15 protein-coding genes are annotated in these 15,044 nt (G+C 69.6%); 11 read left to right on the forward strand and 4 right to left on the reverse strand.

What is annotated here, in order from left to right:
- Positions 1 to 104: 104 nt before the first annotated feature.
- Positions 105 to 1,727 (reverse strand): ATP-binding cassette domain-containing protein, encoded by a 1,623-nt coding sequence (locus LBC97_09650; GenBank protein ID MDR2566296.1) that lies wholly within the window; start codon positions 1,725 to 1,727, stop codon positions 105 to 107.
- The gene (locus LBC97_09655; protein ID MDR2566297.1) at positions 1,727 to 2,926 is read right to left on the reverse strand and encodes an ABC transporter permease; all 1,200 of its coding nucleotides are present in this window, start codon (positions 2,924 to 2,926) and stop codon (positions 1,727 to 1,729) included. The genes LBC97_09650 and LBC97_09655 overlap by 1 nt, the downstream gene beginning before the upstream one ends.
- Before the next feature lie 127 nt (positions 2,927 to 3,053).
- On the opposite strand from LBC97_09655, the gene LBC97_09660 reads away from it, so the two are divergent.
- The 10 genes from LBC97_09660 to LBC97_09705 all read left to right on the forward strand — a co-directional run bounded on the left by LBC97_09660 (position 3,054) and on the right by LBC97_09705 (position 13,218).
- The gene (locus LBC97_09660) at positions 3,054 to 3,716 is read left to right on the forward strand and encodes a TetR family transcriptional regulator (GenBank protein ID MDR2566298.1); all 663 of its coding nucleotides are present in this window, start codon (positions 3,054 to 3,056) and stop codon (positions 3,714 to 3,716) included.
- Positions 3,717 to 3,752: 36 nt separating this feature from the next.
- Positions 3,753 to 4,481, forward strand: coding sequence for an NUDIX hydrolase (locus LBC97_09665; GenBank protein MDR2566299.1), 729 nt, complete (start codon positions 3,753 to 3,755; stop codon positions 4,479 to 4,481).
- Positions 4,478 to 5,494 (forward strand): hypothetical protein, encoded by a 1,017-nt coding sequence (locus LBC97_09670; protein MDR2566300.1) that lies wholly within the window; start codon positions 4,478 to 4,480, stop codon positions 5,492 to 5,494. Before LBC97_09665 ends, LBC97_09670 begins: the two co-directional genes overlap by 4 nt.
- A 138-nt stretch (positions 5,495 to 5,632) precedes the next feature.
- A complete protein-coding gene (locus LBC97_09675) occupies positions 5,633 to 6,565 on the forward strand; it encodes a hypothetical protein (protein ID MDR2566301.1) in 933 nt (310 codons plus the stop codon).
- Positions 6,566 to 6,612: 47 nt separating this feature from the next.
- Positions 6,613 to 7,767: an adenylosuccinate synthetase gene (locus LBC97_09680; protein MDR2566302.1), complete on the forward strand. Its 1,155-nt coding sequence runs from the start codon at positions 6,613 to 6,615 to the stop codon at positions 7,765 to 7,767.
- Positions 7,768 to 7,921: 154 nt separating this feature from the next.
- Entirely contained in the window at positions 7,922 to 8,971 is a 1,050-nt protein-coding gene (locus LBC97_09685) for an ABC transporter permease (GenBank protein ID MDR2566303.1), read from the forward strand.
- Positions 8,968 to 9,909 carry an ABC transporter permease gene (locus LBC97_09690; protein ID MDR2566304.1) on the forward strand — a complete coding sequence of 314 codons (942 nt, stop codon included), beginning with the start codon at positions 8,968 to 8,970 and terminating at the stop codon, positions 9,907 to 9,909. Before LBC97_09685 ends, LBC97_09690 begins: the two co-directional genes overlap by 4 nt.
- A complete protein-coding gene (locus tag LBC97_09695; protein MDR2566305.1) occupies positions 9,906 to 10,742 on the forward strand; it encodes an ABC transporter ATP-binding protein in 837 nt (278 codons plus the stop codon). Before LBC97_09690 ends, LBC97_09695 begins: the two co-directional genes overlap by 4 nt.
- Complete coding sequence (locus tag LBC97_09700; GenBank protein MDR2566306.1) at positions 10,742 to 11,611, forward strand: ATP-binding cassette domain-containing protein; 870 nt, start codon at positions 10,742 to 10,744, stop codon at positions 11,609 to 11,611. The genes LBC97_09695 and LBC97_09700 overlap by 1 nt, the downstream gene beginning before the upstream one ends.
- A gap of 44 nt (positions 11,612 to 11,655) precedes the next feature.
- Positions 11,656 to 13,218 carry an ABC transporter substrate-binding protein gene (locus LBC97_09705; protein MDR2566307.1) on the forward strand — a complete coding sequence of 521 codons (1,563 nt, stop codon included), beginning with the start codon at positions 11,656 to 11,658 and terminating at the stop codon, positions 13,216 to 13,218.
- Positions 13,219 to 13,366: 148 nt separating this feature from the next.
- Here the strand turns inward: LBC97_09705 and LBC97_09710 are convergent, their stop codons facing one another.
- The gene (locus LBC97_09710; GenBank protein ID MDR2566308.1) at positions 13,367 to 13,726 is read right to left on the reverse strand and encodes a DUF1801 domain-containing protein; all 360 of its coding nucleotides are present in this window, start codon (positions 13,724 to 13,726) and stop codon (positions 13,367 to 13,369) included.
- 180 nt (positions 13,727 to 13,906) lie between these two features.
- A complete protein-coding gene (locus LBC97_09715; GenBank protein ID MDR2566309.1) occupies positions 13,907 to 14,491 on the reverse strand; it encodes a hypothetical protein in 585 nt (194 codons plus the stop codon).
- Positions 14,492 to 14,640: 149 nt separating this feature from the next.
- On the opposite strand from LBC97_09715, the gene LBC97_09720 reads away from it, so the two are divergent.
- The gene (locus tag LBC97_09720) at positions 14,641 to 15,030 is read left to right on the forward strand and encodes a DUF4177 domain-containing protein (GenBank protein ID MDR2566310.1); all 390 of its coding nucleotides are present in this window, start codon (positions 14,641 to 14,643) and stop codon (positions 15,028 to 15,030) included.
- Positions 15,031 to 15,044: the final 14 nt, after the last annotated feature.

Below are 15,044 nucleotides of genomic sequence, written 5' to 3' on the forward strand. Positions count from 1 at the left end.
CGCTTCTTGGCGCCGGCCAGTCCGGGGGCGTTTCGCACTGGTTGTCCAACCCGGGCCAACCTGATACTTGGGTGCGCGTCGGCTGAGAATCGCCTGTGAGTTTGTTAGGCGGCTACGGTCCGGCCGGCCGCGAGCATCACCCGGCGGTCGCATTGCGCGGCCTCTTGAGGGTAATGAGTGGTGACCAGGACACCCGCGCCGTCTTCGGCGTTGGCCCGCAGGGCTTTCCACAGCCGCGCCCGCGCCAACGGGTCCATGCCGGAACTCGGCTCGTCCAGGATGAGCAGCTCCGGGACGTGCTGAGACGCCGCCAGGTAGGCCAGCAGCCGCCGCACCCCGAGCGGCAGGCGTCCCACGGGTGTCGCGCCCAACTCGGCCGCGAATTCGGCGGCGGCCGGGCTCACCGCCGCGCCGTGAACGCGGGCGGCGAAGAGGAGATTGTCGCGGGCAGAGAGTGACGGGTAAAGGCCCAGGCCTTGGGCGACGTAGCCGAGTCGCCGCCGCGATTCGAGCGTCGGCTTGGCCCCGAACAGCTCGCAGGACCCGCTGGTCGGGACCTCGATCCCCAGAATTATGCGCATCAGCGTGGTCTTGCCCGCGCCGTTGCCGCCCACCAGCCCAACGACTTCGCCCCGGCCGACGCTCAAAGAGACGCCGCTCAGCGCCGTCACGCTCCCGTAGACGCGGGTGACGTTGTCCGCGCGGATTGCGGGTTCGGGGCGCGCCGGGGCCGCCTCGGCCGGTGCGGTCCCGGCGGCACGCGGGCCCGCACGCACGGCGGCCGCCGAAGCGCTGAGGGCGGCGGGCGCCCGGCGCCCAGAGGCGCGCTCTGCGGCAAGCAGCAAGGCGACACTCGCGTTTTCCAGGTCTGGCGCGACGGGGATGAAACCGGTCGGCTGGTCGCTCAGGGGACCCGGCGCCCACAGGTACGTCGCCCGGCCGCGCCGCCATGACCACGGCCCGGCCGCAGAGCCTGTTTCGCCGCCCTTCGGCGCGAGCGCCGAAGCCCCGGCGCCCTCGCCCGCATCCGTGTCGGCAGGCTGGTCACCGCACGGGGCGCCGGTTGGCGCCGAACGCCACAAGCGGCCGGGCATTTGCGCGGTCACCTGGCTCGGCGTGCCGACGGCCAGGGTCTTGCCGGCGTCAAGGAGGAAGACCTGGTCGGCGCGCTCGGCCTCGTCGAGGTAGGTGGTCGCCAAGATGACGGTCGCGCCCTCGGCCGCCGCCTGGGCGATCATCTCCCAAAGCTCGCCGCGGCTGGCTTGGTCGACCCCGGTGGTGGGCTCGTCCAACAGCACCAAGCCGGGCCTGTGCAGGGTGGCCAGCGCGAAGCCCAACTTGCGCCGCATGCCGCCGGACAAGCGCGCGGCGACGCGGTCACGGGCGTCCTCCAGCCCGGCGCGTTCCAACAATTCGTCAGCGCGGGCGCGCGCCTGGGCGCCCGGCAAACCGTGAACCCGGCTGACAAACTCGACGTTCTCCCGGACCGAGAGGTTTAGCCAGACGCCGCCGTCCGCGCTTTGGTAGCCGATCTCGCGGCGGTCGGCCGGGGGCGGCAAAGCGGGCGAGAAAGGCGCCAGGCCGGCCAGCGCGCGCAGCAGCGACGATTTGCCGCCGCCGTCGCCGCCGACCAGCGCCGTTATGCGTCCGGGCGGGAACGACCCGCTGAGGCCGTCCACCGCCACAGTGGCTCCGAACCGGACCGAGGCCCCGGCCAGCGTGATCATCAGCGGGCGCCCCCGTGGGTCAACGCGAACCGCATCCGGGCGGTGGCTGCGCCGAACACGACCACAGCCATGCCGACCAGGATCACGGCGGGCGGCCAAAGCGAGCCGAGGGTCGCGTCCCGCAGCATGACGCCCACGGCGATCTCGCGGAACCAGGTCAACGGCAACACGTAGCCGATCCAGCGCACGCCCAGCGGCATCAGATCCAGCGGGAAGATCAGCCCCGACAGCAACACCTGTGGAACCAAGAGCATGATGGCCATTTGGATGGCCTGGGCGGCGTTTTGCGACACCGAGGAGATCAGCACGCCAACGCCCAACGCCGCGAAGCAGAACACCACGGCTGTGGCGCCGTAAAGCCACAGGCTGCCGGTGAACGGCACGCCGAACAGGCCGACCCCGATGCACGTCACCACCACCATGTCCGCGAGAGCCAAGACGAAATACGGCACGATCTTTCCCAGGATGATGACGCTGGGCCGCAGCGGCATGACCGCCAGTTGCTCAAGGGTGCCCGTCTCGCGTTCGCGGACCAGGCCGATGCTGGTGATCAACGTGCCGATGAACATCAACACCATGCCAGTCAGCCCCGGCACTATCACCCAGGAGGTCTTGAGGTCGGGGTTGAACAACACCGCCACCAGCCGGTCCGCGTCGAGGTCCGGCGGGGCGAATTGGGCCGGGTCGAAAGAGGCCAAGGCGCCCCTTTGGGACAGCGCTTGGACCAGTTGTTCTTGGGCCGCCGTCATGCGGTCGCGCGAGTCCTCCGCCGCCAGGCGGGCAAACGTCGCCTGGGCCGCCTGTGCGCTGAACAGGGCCGAGCCGTCCGCGTAGGCCCGCATGCGGTCCGTCAGTGGCGCCGCCGGGTCGGCCTCCGGCAGGGCCACGATCACCACGGCGGCCCGCTGGTCCCGCAGCATGTCACGGGCGGCCAGTTCCAATGAGGCCTGGGTGGCCTGCGCCCCCGAAGGCTCCACCGCCACCACGTCGATCGCCTCGCGCGCGGTCTGATACGCCTCGATGTCCTCGGCGAGGGCCGCCGCCGCCGGGCCGGTCACAACGACGGAGACCCGCTTGACGGAGAAGTTGGCCGCGTAGCCGAAAACGGTCAGCATCACAATCGGCAACACCACCAGCATGGCGAAAGTGCGTTTGTCCCGCGCCAGTTCGCGGAACTCCTTGACGATCAACGCGCGCATTTGTGTAACCTACCATTGTTTCATCACTTGACGAAACCCCGCCCGGCGCCGCTGTTTCCCCACCGGCGGAAATCACGGCGGGTTAGGATCGACGGGGCAAGGCCGCATGAGATTGGAGGCGCCCACCATGAACGGCAGCGATGGCCGCGGGGCTGGCCGCCGGGGGCCACGCCCCACCGAAACCGCCTGGTCCGAGCGGATTCTCCAGGCCGCGCGGGCCCAGTTCGGCGAGCGCGGCTACCAGGCCGCCACCGTGCGCGGGATAGCGCGCGCCGCCGGGGTGGACCCGAAGCTGGTCCACTACTACTTTGGGGCCAAGGAGGAGCTTTTCGACGCCGCGATCACGCAGGCGATCCGCGAGCGCGGGCAAACCCCCATTCTGGAGCACCTGGCCTCCCGCGCCGAAGGCGCCCCAGACGCGGGCGTGGGCGCCCGCTCGGTCAGGGCGATCCTGACCGCGCTGGAAGACGAGCGCCTGGGCCCGGCCTTCCTTGGACTGGTCCGGAACCTTGGCACCCACGAGGAGTCGCGCCGCGTCTTGGTCCGGTTCGTGGCCAACCAGATCATCGGCGCGATCGCGCCGCGCCTGGCCGGCCCGGACTCCGAAGCCCGGATCGCCTTGGCGGGCTCCCATGTGCTGGGAATTGTGATGGCGCGGTACGTGCTCAGGGTTGAGCCTCTGACCAGCCTGTCCGTTAGCCAGATCGCGGAGGCGGCCGGTCCGGCCCTGGACCGCTACCTGTTCGCCGCCGACTTGCCGCTGAGCCCTCCCGCGCCGCCCCGCCCCTGATATAGTCAGAGCGAAGCTATCAACGCGGAGGCGAAAATGACCGAAGCCTACGACCCCAGCCAGTTTCCACCCTTCGCCGTCACCGTGGACCTGGCCGTTTTCACCCTGCGCAGCGGCCGTCTGCACGTGCTGCTCATTGAGCGCGGCGAGGAGCCGTTCCTCGGCCGGTTGGCGCTCCCAGGCGGATTCTTGCGGCCCGACGAGGACGCCGGGCAGGCCGCCCGCCGGGAACTCACGGAGGAGACCGGCCTGGCGCTTGGCTCCCCGTATCACTTGGAACAGCTCCGCACCTATTCGGGCGTCGCCCGCGACCCCCGGATGCGGGTGGTCACCGTCGCCTACGTGGCGTTCGCGCCCGACCTGCCGGACCCGGTCGCCGCCGCCGACGCGCGCGCCGCCCGCTGGGTCGACTTGGCGGAGGCCCAAGCCGCCCACTTGGCGTTCGACCACGGCCAGATCCTGGACGATGCCGTGGAGCGGGTCCGCGCCAAACTCGAGTACACCACGATCGCCACCAGGTTCCTCCCCCGTCAGTTCGCGATCGGCCAGTTGCGGGCCGTCTACCAGGCCGTTTGGGGCGAAGCCGTTGAGCTTCAGAATTTCCGCCGCAAGGTGCTCTCCGTGCCGGGCTTCATCGAGCCCGTCGGCCAGGTCCGCACCGGCGTGCCCGGCCCCCCGGCGCGCCTATACAAGGCCGGCCCGGCCACCGCGATCGACCCTCCGTTCTCGCGCGCACGCGCACCGGAGCCCCGGAAACGGCCGTGACCGGGGTGGCGGGCAGCCCCGCCCACGCCGCGAGGACGGCCCCGGAGAGGGTCCCAGCGGTGGCGGAGATTCTGGCCGCGGCCGAATGGCGCGATCTCGGTCTGCCCCACGACCCCTCGGCGTTGCGGCGCGCCCAGCGCCACGTCCATCCCGACCTGTGCGCCGACCCGTCCGCGGGAGCAGCCTTCGCGCGCCTGCGCGACCTCTACCAGCAACCCGAGTTCCGCCTGCGGGTCGCCGACGGCGCCCGCGAGGAGCCCGGCCGCCTCCGGTGGACCCTCAGGCCCGGCTTCGGGGATTTGGCCTTGGCCGCCGACCAGGCCCACGCCGCCCTGGAACACGCCCGCGAGCGCCGCTTCTTCACGCGCCGCGTGGTCGGGGAAGGCGGTGGGGACGCCCGCGTCATCGAATACCGGACCGCCCCAGCGCACGATGCCGTCCCGCCCGCCCGGCCGTCAGGCGCCGGCACGCCCGGAGTCGGGTCGCCCGGCCGCCCCGGCGACTCGTCCCGGCCCCATCCAACTGACGGCGGGCGAGGCGCCGCCGAGCAATGGTGGTTCTTGGCCGAGTTCGGGCCGTTGGACACTCGCACTTCGATCTGGGTGGCCAGGCGCCTGGCCGCCGCGATCATCCAAGCCGCCCAAGTGGGATGGGCCCACACCGACGTCAATCCGATGACTGTGGTGATCGAACCCGCCCAGCACGGCCTGCGTCTTGACGGCTGGTGGCTCGGCCGGCCGATTGGCGAACGCCTCACGGTTCGCCCGGCCGCTCCCACCCCGCCGCGCTACCTGGGGGGCGCCCCCGCAGACCCGCTGCTCGCCGTGGCGCAAGCCGCCGCCATGCTGGCCGGCGGAGGCGCGACCGGGGACTTGCGCGATCTGTTCGCGCGGAACGCCCTGCGGCCCGAAACGCCGGAGCGGTTCTTCGAGGAGGTGCTGGACTGCTCGCGCCGCCAAGTCGGCGCGGACCGCTGGCACCCGCTGGCCCGCCCGGCCACGCCGCCCATCTGAAGCCCCACAGGGAAAAACCGGGCCCGCGATTGCCACGAATGAACGGGCGGTCGGACCGCAGTTGACAATCCGCGCGGCACTGATATAGTCATAGTGACTCAATAAAGAGTCATCACATTTCTACCAAGGAGGATCATCATGGGAAGCGGATCATGGAGCCACGCGACCTACGCCGCCGCGACCGGGGTCCGGGTCGCCTCCGGAACGGCCTTCGGCTACGACCGCCACGCGCGGGCGACCGGGGTCGCCAAGGCGCACGAGGCGCTGGACCCCACCAAACTGAACGCCGCGGGCAAGAACGTCCGCGAGGCGTTCGACAACCCCGACCACCCGACCTCTCTGCCGATCGTGGTCGGCTTCGACTCGACCGGCTCGATGGGCTCGGTGCCGCGCGTGGTCCAGCACAAACTCGCCACCCTGTTCGCCCTGTTGATCGACAAGGGATACGCCACCGACCCGCAAATAGCCATCGCCACCTACGGTGACGCGACCTGCGACTACGTTCCGCTGCAGATCAGCCAGTTCGAATCCGACAACCGCATTGACGAAAACCTGGACCGGCTCTACCTGGAGGGCGGCGGCGGCGGCAACGACGGCGAGACCAGCCAATTGCTGCTCTACTACCTGGCCCACCACACCGAGACCGACGCTTGGCGCAAGCGGGGCAAGAAAGGCTACGTCTTCCTGATCGCGGACGAGAAGCAAATCCCGATCGCCCCCGGACACGTGCGCGAATTCATCGGCGACGGCCAGCCCCTGGGCGACCTCAGCTTTGAGGGGATCGCCGCCGACGTCGCGAAGACCTGGGAAATCAGAATCCTGCTGATCAACAACGCGGCCGCGTTCACGCAAGGGTCGCAGGCGTTCTACGGGGCGCTCTTCGGCCGCGACAACGTGGTCTTGGTGCAAGACCCGGACGCGATCGCGGAGACCATCGCCGCGATCATCGGCTTCGAGGAGGGACGCGACGCCGCCGCGATCACGGCCGACCTCACGGCCGCCGCCGGCAAAGAGGTGGCGCTGCGGGTTGGCCAGGCCCTGCGCCGGCCGGTGGGGGCCGGGCTGAGGTGACCGGACGGCATCGTCTATAAGGAAACCGCCGACAGGAGGGACGCGAGATGAACGGCCAGACCCCGAGCGCCTTGATTGTGGTCGGGCTGGGGTGGGGCGACGAGGGCAAGGGCGCGACGGTGGACGCCCTCGCCGCCCGCCACCCGGCGGACCGGGTGGTCCGCTTCAACGGCGGCCAGCAGGCCGCGCACAACGTGGTGGCGGGCAAGGTCCACCACACGTTCGCCAACTTCGGTTCGGCGGGGCTGTCGGGGGTCCCGACTTGGGTGGCGGGCGACTGCACGGTCGAGCCGAGCGCCGCCTGGGCGGAACGGCTGGCTTTGCGGAGCCTGGGCGTGGACCCCGACCTGTTCGTGGTCGAGGACTGCCTGGTCACGACGGCGCTTCACGTCGCGGCGAACCGCGCTCGCGAGGCGGCGCGGGGAGCCGGGCGGCACGGCTCGACCGGACGCGGCTTCGGCGAGACGATCGCCTACGGGCTGGACCAGCCCGAATGGGCGCCCCGTGCCCGCGACCTGGCCGAGCCGGCCGCCTTCCTCGCGAAAGGCGAGCGCCTGCTGGCGCACTACGGCGAGCAGGGCGTGTTGGACCCGGAAGGGTTCGACCGGGCGGAACTCCGGGCCGCCCTGGAGCGGCAGTGCGCCGACGCGGCGGCGGGCCTGCGGCTGGTCAGCGCCGACCGACTGCTGGAGGAGATCGGCGCCGGCCGCACCATCTTCGAGGGCGCCCAGGGGTTCTGGCTCGACCAGAACTTCGGCTTCCAGCCCCACACCACGTGGTCCACCACCACGCCCGCGCCCGCCCGCCGGCTCTGCCGCCAGGCCGGGATCGGGGACGTGACCGCGATCGGCTGCGTCCGCACGTACGCGACCCGGCACGGCGCCGGCCCGCTGCCCGCCGAGGGCGCCATGCCGCCCGGCCGCGTCCCCTCAGACGATCCGGGCGCGCGGACCTACCGCCCGCCGGAGCCCCACAACGGCGACGCCGCCTTCGCCGGCGTCTTCCGGGTCGCGCCCCACGACCCGGCGTACCTCCGGGCGGCGATCGACCAGACGATGGTCGACGTCCTCGCGGTCAACCACCTTGACGTTTACGACCATTTCGCCACCACCAGCGGGCCCATGCCGCTGGATTCGTTCGGTCCGGTGTTGGTGCGGGCCGCCGGACCCGACCGGGCGGACCGCCAGTTCACCGGGATCTGAGCGGCCACGCGCGCCCCGCGCCATTGAAACGCGGGTATTGGCCCACTATCATCATGCACAGTCGCCACGCACCCAGGGCGGCTTCCACACAACACCAGTGGCAACAAGCTGGCTCCGTTTCCGGAGGCGGCCCTTCCGAGAACAGGGCGAGCGCATGGTCAAGTGGTACCTCCGGCACCGCGGACTGCTCAACTACATCATTCGCCGGCTCGGAATTGCCGTTTTGCTCGCGTTCGGCATCACGATTATCACCTTTCTGCTGGCCAACCTTGTGCCGAACGACCCGGTGGTCGCCGCGCTTGGCGAGGTGGCCGCCTCAAAACCGGATCTGGTCGCCGCGTTCCGCGCCCAATACGGCCTGGACAAGCCCCTTTACGTGCAGTACTGGATCTACCTGACGAACTTGCTGCACGGCGACCTGGGCACCAGTTACATAACGCGGCACGCCGTGGCCGAGGACCTTTCCACCAACTTCCCGGCCACGCTTGAATTGGCGCTTTTCACCATTGTCAGCGCCGCCGTCATTGGCCTGTTCTTCGGCGTCCTGGCGGCCTACCGCAAGGGCAAGGCCTCCGACCAGGTGCTGCGGGTCGTGTCGCTGGTCGGCATCTCGGTGCCCAGCTTCTGGCTCGCGATCCTCTCTTTGTACCTCTTCTACTTCCGCCTGCGCTGGACCCCCGGCTCCGGCCGGCTCTCCCCGGGCGCTCCCCCGCCCAAGCGCATCACCGGCCTGTACACCGTGGACGCCCTGGTGACCGGCGACTTCGAAACCTTCGTGGACGCCGCGGGGCACCTGATCCTGCCGGTGTTCGTCCTCACCCTCTACGCCGTGGGCCTGCTCACCCGCTTCACCCGCACCACCGTCCTCGAAGTCCTGGACAAGGACTACGTCCACGCCGCGACGGCCAAGGGCCTGCCGCTGCGCACGGTCTTGTTCAAGTACGTGCTCCGGGGCGCCATGATCCCCATCCTCACGATCATCGGCGTGGTGTTCGGCGGCCTGCTGTCCGGCACGGTCCTGATCGAGTCGATCTTCTCCCGCCCGGGACTCGGCTCCTACGCTTTCAGGGCCGCCATGAGCCTGGACCTGGTGGCGGTCATGGGCACCGGCCTGGTGATCGGCCTGATCTTCATCATGACCAATTTCCTGGTCGACCTGGCCTACGGCCTGATCGACCCGCGCGTGCGGGTGGGCCAGCGATGAGCGGCCCGAAGGCGGCCCCGGCCCCCGGCGCGGCACCCGCCCCATCGCCCGCCAAGGCGCCGGGGCGCCAAAACGGCCGCGCGGGCGCCAGGTTCGCCCGCCGGGTCGCAGGGCGCCGCCGCATCCCCCAGGCCTTCCGCACGCCCCTCGGCGTCCTGGCGGTCGTGATTGCGGCCGCCTGGATCCTGACCGCGATCCTCGCCCCCTGGCTGGCCCCCCACGACCCGGTCGCGCAAGACTTCGCCCCCTTCCTGCCGCCCAGCGGCGAGCACTGGTTCGGCACCGACGAGACGGGCCGGGACTACTTCTCGCGCGTGATCGCGGGCTCGCGCATCTCGATTTCCCTGACCTTCCTCCTGGTGGCCATCTCGATCGCGGTCGGCTCCTTCTTCGGGATAGTGGCGGGGTTCTTCGGCCGTTGGCTGGACGAGGTCATCATGCGGTTCGCCGACCTTTTCATGAGCTTCCCCACGGTCATCCTGGCCATGATCACGGCCGCCGCGCTGGGCCCGTCGCTTTTCAACTCCGTGCTCGCGGCGGTGGTGGTCTCCTGGCCGCTGTACGCGCGTTTGACGCGCTCGCTGGTCCTCAACCTGCGCCAGGCCGACTACGTCTCCGCCGCCCGCCTCCTGGGCCAGTCCCCCGGCCGCGTCATGAGCCGCGACGTCCTGCCCAACATTGTCAGCCCCACGCTCATCATGGGCACCTTGGACCTCGGGACCGCCACCCTCCTCCTGTCCGGGCTGTCCTTCCTGGGCCTGGGGGCCAAACCGCCCACGCCCGAGTGGGGCTCAATGGTGAGCTTCGCCATCCACAGCTTCGACAAGTGGTGGCTGGGGCTGTTCCCGGGGCTGGCCATCTTCACCGTGGTGGTGGCCTTCAACATAATCGGCGACCTGCTGCGCGACCAACTGGACCCGGAGGTGGCCAAACTGTGACCGTCCTCGAGATCAGGAGTCTGGGGCTGGTGATCCACTCCGAAGGCCGCGACATCCCCATCCTCGAAGGCGTGAGCCTCGCCATCCAGCAGGGCCAGATTTTGGGCCTGGCCGGCGAATCGGGCTCCGGCAAGACCATGACCGGGCTGAGCGTCATGGGGCTGGAGCCGAAGAACTCCACGTTGACCGGCGCGATCACGGTTGACGGCGCCGTCATCACGGGGCCGGACCGGAAACGGCGGCTGGCGGAGTTGCGCGGCTCGCACATGGCGATGGTGTTCCAGGACCCGACCACGTCTCTCCACCCCATGCTGACGATCGAGTCGCAATTGACCGACCACGCGCGCCTCCACCTGGGCTTGGACCGGGCCGCCGCCCGCGACCGCGCCGCCGAACTGCTCCGGCGGGTCGGGATTGACCGCGCCGGCTCGCTCAAGCGCTACCCCCACGAGTTCTCCGGCGGCCAGCGCCAACGCATCGCCATCGCCTCCGCCCTCATGTGCTCCCCGAAGCTCCTGATAGCCGACGAGGTCACAACCGCCCTTGACGTGACCGTCCAAGCCGGGATTCTGCGCCTGATCCGGGGCCTGGCCGAGGAACTCGGCCTGGCGGTCCTCTTCATCAGCCACGACCTGGGCGTGATCTCCGCGCTGGCGGACGACGTGGCCGTGATGCAACGCGGCGCCATCGTGGAGGCCGGCCCCAGGCTCCAGGTTTTCACCGAGCCCGAACACGCCTACACCAAAGCTTTGCTGGCGTCGCTGCCAGGCGCCAAGGGAGGGCTCGCGTCGCGCGAGGACCTTTATCGGATCGACCTGAAAAAGGACTTGTGATGGCCGAGCCGCTGCTGAAAGTCCGCGACCTGCGCGTCACCTACCCCGGCCCGCCTCCGGTCAAAGCCGTCCGGGGCATCTCCTTCGACCTTTACCCGGGCGAGGTCCTGGGCCTTGTCGGCGAGTCCGGCTGCGGCAAGTCGACCGTCGCCCGCGCGGTCAGCGGCCTGCTCAAGCCCTCGCACGGCATCGTCGAATTCGGCGGCAACCTGGTCAAACCGCTCACCATGCGCCGACGGCCCATTGGCCACACCGGCGTCCAGATGGTCTTCCAAGACCCGGCCAGTTCCCTCAACCCGCGCCGCCGGGTGGGCCGTCAGGTCGCCGACGGGCTCGCCACCGCCGCCCGCCGCCACGCCGACGATGCCGTCAAGGCGCCCGGCTTGGACCGCCACCCGGCCGACGATGCCGTCCAGGCCGTCACGGCGGCCGGAACGGGACGCTCTGCTTTGACGCCCGCCGAATGGCTGGAACGCGTCGGCCTGGAGGCGGCCGACGCGTCCCGTTTCCCCCGTTCCTTCTCCGGCGGACAACGCCAGCGCATAGCGATCGCCCGGGCCTTGGCCGCGGAGCCGAGCCTGCTGATCGCCGACGAGCCGATCTCCTCGCTGGACGCCTCCACGCAGGCGCGCGTGGCCGGAATCATGTGCCAACTGGCCGCCGAGGAGGATGTGGCCCTGCTCTTCATCTCCCACGACCTGTCGATTGTGCGCCTGATCGCAGACCGCCTGTTGGTGATGGTTGACGGCCAAATCGTTGAAGAGGGCCCCACAGACCGAATCTGGGACGCCCCGGAGCACCCGTACACCCGGCGGCTCCTCGCCTCCATCCCGAAACCCGACGGCCTGGGAATCCTCCCAGGCGGCTAACCGCAACCACTAAGAACCGACACAACCCCAACCAGGAGAGAAACATGAAGAAGCCCCTACTCGTCGGCGCCGCGCTGCTCGCGGCGGGCGCCCTCGCCCTCGGCGGTTGCGCCGGCGACGACGAAACCCCCGCGAAAAAGGAAGCCACCCTGGTGATCGACGCCACGTTCGACGCGTTCGACACCACCGACCCGGCCCGCGAGCGCTCCTCCATGGGCGCCCTCACCGTCAAGGCCATGTACGAGTCCCTGATCACGTTCGACGGCGGCGACCTGTCAAAGACGGTGCCGGGCCTGGCCACCATGGCCGTGAACGACGAGTACACCGAGTTCACGTTCAAGCTCGACACGAAACGCAAGTTCGTCTCCGGCGCCACCGTCACCGTGGAAGACGCCATCTACACCCTTGAACGCGCCCGCAGCCTCAACACGCTGAACTCCCCGTATCTGGCGAACCTGGAGTTCACGAAGACCGACGACGAGACCCTCACGATCACCTCGGAAACCCCCCGCCCCGAACTGCCCGGCATTCTTGGGTCAAGCTGGGCCGGAATTGTGGAAAAGAAGGTCGTCGAGGAGAACGGCGGCACCATGGGCGAGGGCGACACGGCCGACAAGTGGTTCAACACGGCCACGGCCGGGACCGGCCCGTACACCATTGACCGGGCCGACTTCTCCGCCGAACTGGTGTTGAAGCGCAACCCGAACTACAACGGCGACAAGCCGGCCGGCTACGACCGCGTCATCCTGCGCAAGGCCGACGCGTCCACGCAGAAGATGGCCCTGGAGGCCGGGGACGCTCAGATGGTCCTGGACATCTCGCCGGCCGAGGCCGCCACGCTCGATCCGAGCATGGTGCTCTCCACGCCGTCCCTGTCCAGCATCTACCTGCTGACTAACTTCAAGTTCTTCGGGTTGGAGGGCCTCAAAGGCCTGCGCGCCGCGATCGACTACGACGCCCTGGTGGAGCAGGCAGGCGCGGGCGCCCAGCAACTCAACTCGATCATCCCGTTCCAGTTCGCCGGCGCGGCGCCCGAATCGGCCCGCCTCAAGCGCGACCTGGCCGTGGCCGAGCCGATCGCCAGCGCGTTCACGGAGACGATCCACGTGTCCTACCTCTCCGACGCCACGATCTACGGCCTGCAGTTCACCTCCCTGGCGGAGAAGCTTCAGGCGCAGTTGCAAGAGGCCGGTTTCAAGGTGGAGCTCAAGCCCACCCCCGGCTCGGTCTTCTGGGCCGACTACATGGCCGGGACGATCGAGGTGGGCCTGGCCTACTGGCTGCCCGAATACCTGGACCCGGCCGGCTACCTGGTCTTCGCGCCCAAGAACCAGTGGGCCGAGGAGAACGTGTTCGGCGACACCTACGCCAACTGGACCGAGGCCAGCGCGGAGTTCACCGAGACGATCGGCGAGTGCTACACAGTGGTCGAGCCGACCGCCCGCGCCGCCGCCTTCGCCAAGTGGGGCGAACTGTCCAACCAGGAGTCCGCGTACGTGCCGCTGTTCCAGCCGGCCATCAACATAGGCCACGCGGCGGACGTGGACGGGATTGTCTACAACGGCATGTGGACCGTCGACGTGGGCATGCTAAAGCCCAAGTCGTAAACCCCGACCCCAGCCGGAAGCCCCTTCCCGCCGCGCCGCCCATGCGGCCCGGCGGGAGGGGGCCGGTGGCCGGGGGGCGGGAGGGAGCTGGCGACGGCCCGGCCCGGCCTTACCGGCGGGCGGCGGGCCCGTCCTCGCAGCCGCGGCGTCACGGGCCCGACCCGGCGGCCAAACGCTCCACGTTGAAGCGGGTCATTTCGGCTATCAGCTCGAACGGGATGGGTTTGTCCCAGGGAAACTGAACGGCGCCCTTGGATGTCTTGTACTCGGAAAGCCTCCCGGCGAACGCGGCGACGGCAGACGGCATCGGATAAACGCCCAAGTGGTTTTTCATCGCGGCGAAGTGCATGACGGCTCGGCCCTGCTTGAAAGTGGGCATGCCGTAGGAGATCGCCTCCACCGCGTCGGGGGCCGCCCGCGCCACCGTTAGGCGCACGCGCTCCAGAATTGCGCGGCGCTCGCCGCTGAAGGCGGCCAGGTACTCATCCACGGATGCGGGGGCGTTCATGCCCCCGATCCTACGTCTTCATCCCCCAGTTCTGAGCGGAAGTGCAGGAACTCGCAGCGCTTTGGAGGCTGGAGGCCGGCGTGCTGAATGGAGGCTTCCTTCGGTTTTTCTGCAACCGGGACACCGACGACTTGCCGCTCCGCCGGCGCACGGTCCACGGAATCGAGGAACCGCCCCGGCTCAGACGATTCGAGCCTTGACCCGCCTGCACAGCACGCCCAGGCCAGGGTGGTCGCACGCCTCGACCAGGACCGCGATCCGCTCGCCGAACATGGCGAAGTCCAGGGCGAGCAAAGTGTCCGCGCTGGCCAGTCCCGCCCCGAAGACCACGTCCGGGCCTTGGATGGAGAACTCGAGGCCGTCCACGCCCAGCGCCAGTTGGTCCTTAGAACAGGCGAACCGCTCCACCGGGGAATCGGCCACGTTGGGCAGGCCGCCGTCCCGTTCCAGCAGCGGCCCCACCCCTTCGATGTGAGTGGCGGGCGAAAAGCGCAACCCGACGCCAATCGAGCCGACCAACGAGTCCCGATACTCTCTGCCGACAAACACTGCGGCGGCAGTTGGCGACCACTCCCGCACCAGCGCCAATGAGGTTCGTTCCCGCGTGTCCTCGACCCAGACCTCGTCCCCGGTCAGGAACCGGCAGGGCTGGGCCTCCAGTTCCAGATCGCAGTAGGCGTCTGGCCGCACCTGGCGCCGCGTCACCGTCACCCGGTCCAAGCGGGGCGGGCGCCAGAAGCGTTGGAGGAACTGGGCTCTGTCCACAAGGCTCAAGTCTGGCAGCTTCAACGCCGTCGACTGCCCGCTGGCCGGCGGCGGCGCGTTCGGCGCGCGCCTTCGTGCCTGGACACCCCCAGCTTGCTAACGTGACCTGAGCACTGCCTATTCCATTGCGACAGGAAGCGAGACCCCCGATGACTGACAGCACGGCAGGCTGGTACAACGACGGAACAGGAACCAACCGGTGGTGGGACGGCCGAAGCTGGACCGACCAGGTCCAGCCGCCACCCGCCTCGGCCGGCGGCCCTCAGGGGCTGGTCGACCAAATCAGGGCGGACGCCACCGCCGGAGCCGCGCCCCGGCCGGCCCCTGCCGGGGCGAGCTACGTGGTCCTCCAGGTCATACTGAAAGAGAAGTTCTGGGGCACCGGCTCTGGGAACCTAACCGAGTTGGAGAAGGTGATCAACGCCCAGGCCTCGCTCGGCTACCGGCTGCACACCATCACCACGGCGGCCTCCGGCAGCAAAGGCATAGGCGGAGGCGACCGCATCCAGGCGACCATGGTCTTCGAACGCCTCACCTGACGCCGGAGGGAGGG

It is taken from the genome of Bifidobacteriaceae bacterium (assembly GCA_031281585.1).
Taxonomy (GTDB): domain Bacteria; phylum Actinomycetota; class Actinomycetes; order Actinomycetales; family WQXJ01; genus JAIRTF01.

Coding starts and splice junctions, on each gene's coding strand:
- LBC97_09650 (MDR2566296.1), bottom strand. CDS start 1,727: ATGATCACGCTGGCCGGGGCCTCGGTCCGGTTCGGAGCCACTGTGGCG.
- LBC97_09655 (MDR2566297.1), bottom strand. CDS start 2,926: ATGCGCGCGTTGATCGTCAAGGAGTTCCGCGAACTGGCGCGGGACAAA.
- LBC97_09660 (MDR2566298.1), top strand. CDS start 3,054: ATGAACGGCAGCGATGGCCGCGGGGCTGGCCGCCGGGGGCCACGCCCC.
- LBC97_09665 (MDR2566299.1), top strand. CDS start 3,753: ATGACCGAAGCCTACGACCCCAGCCAGTTTCCACCCTTCGCCGTCACC.
- LBC97_09675 (MDR2566301.1), top strand. CDS start 5,633: ATGGGAAGCGGATCATGGAGCCACGCGACCTACGCCGCCGCGACCGGG.
- LBC97_09680 (MDR2566302.1), top strand. CDS start 6,613: ATGAACGGCCAGACCCCGAGCGCCTTGATTGTGGTCGGGCTGGGGTGG.
- LBC97_09685 (MDR2566303.1), top strand. CDS start 7,922: ATGGTCAAGTGGTACCTCCGGCACCGCGGACTGCTCAACTACATCATT.
- LBC97_09690 (MDR2566304.1), top strand. CDS start 8,968: ATGAGCGGCCCGAAGGCGGCCCCGGCCCCCGGCGCGGCACCCGCCCCA.
- LBC97_09700 (MDR2566306.1), top strand. CDS start 10,742: ATGGCCGAGCCGCTGCTGAAAGTCCGCGACCTGCGCGTCACCTACCCC.
- LBC97_09705 (MDR2566307.1), top strand. CDS start 11,656: ATGAAGAAGCCCCTACTCGTCGGCGCCGCGCTGCTCGCGGCGGGCGCC.
- LBC97_09710 (MDR2566308.1), bottom strand. CDS start 13,726: ATGAACGCCCCCGCATCCGTGGATGAGTACCTGGCCGCCTTCAGCGGC.
- LBC97_09720 (MDR2566310.1), top strand. CDS start 14,641: ATGACTGACAGCACGGCAGGCTGGTACAACGACGGAACAGGAACCAAC.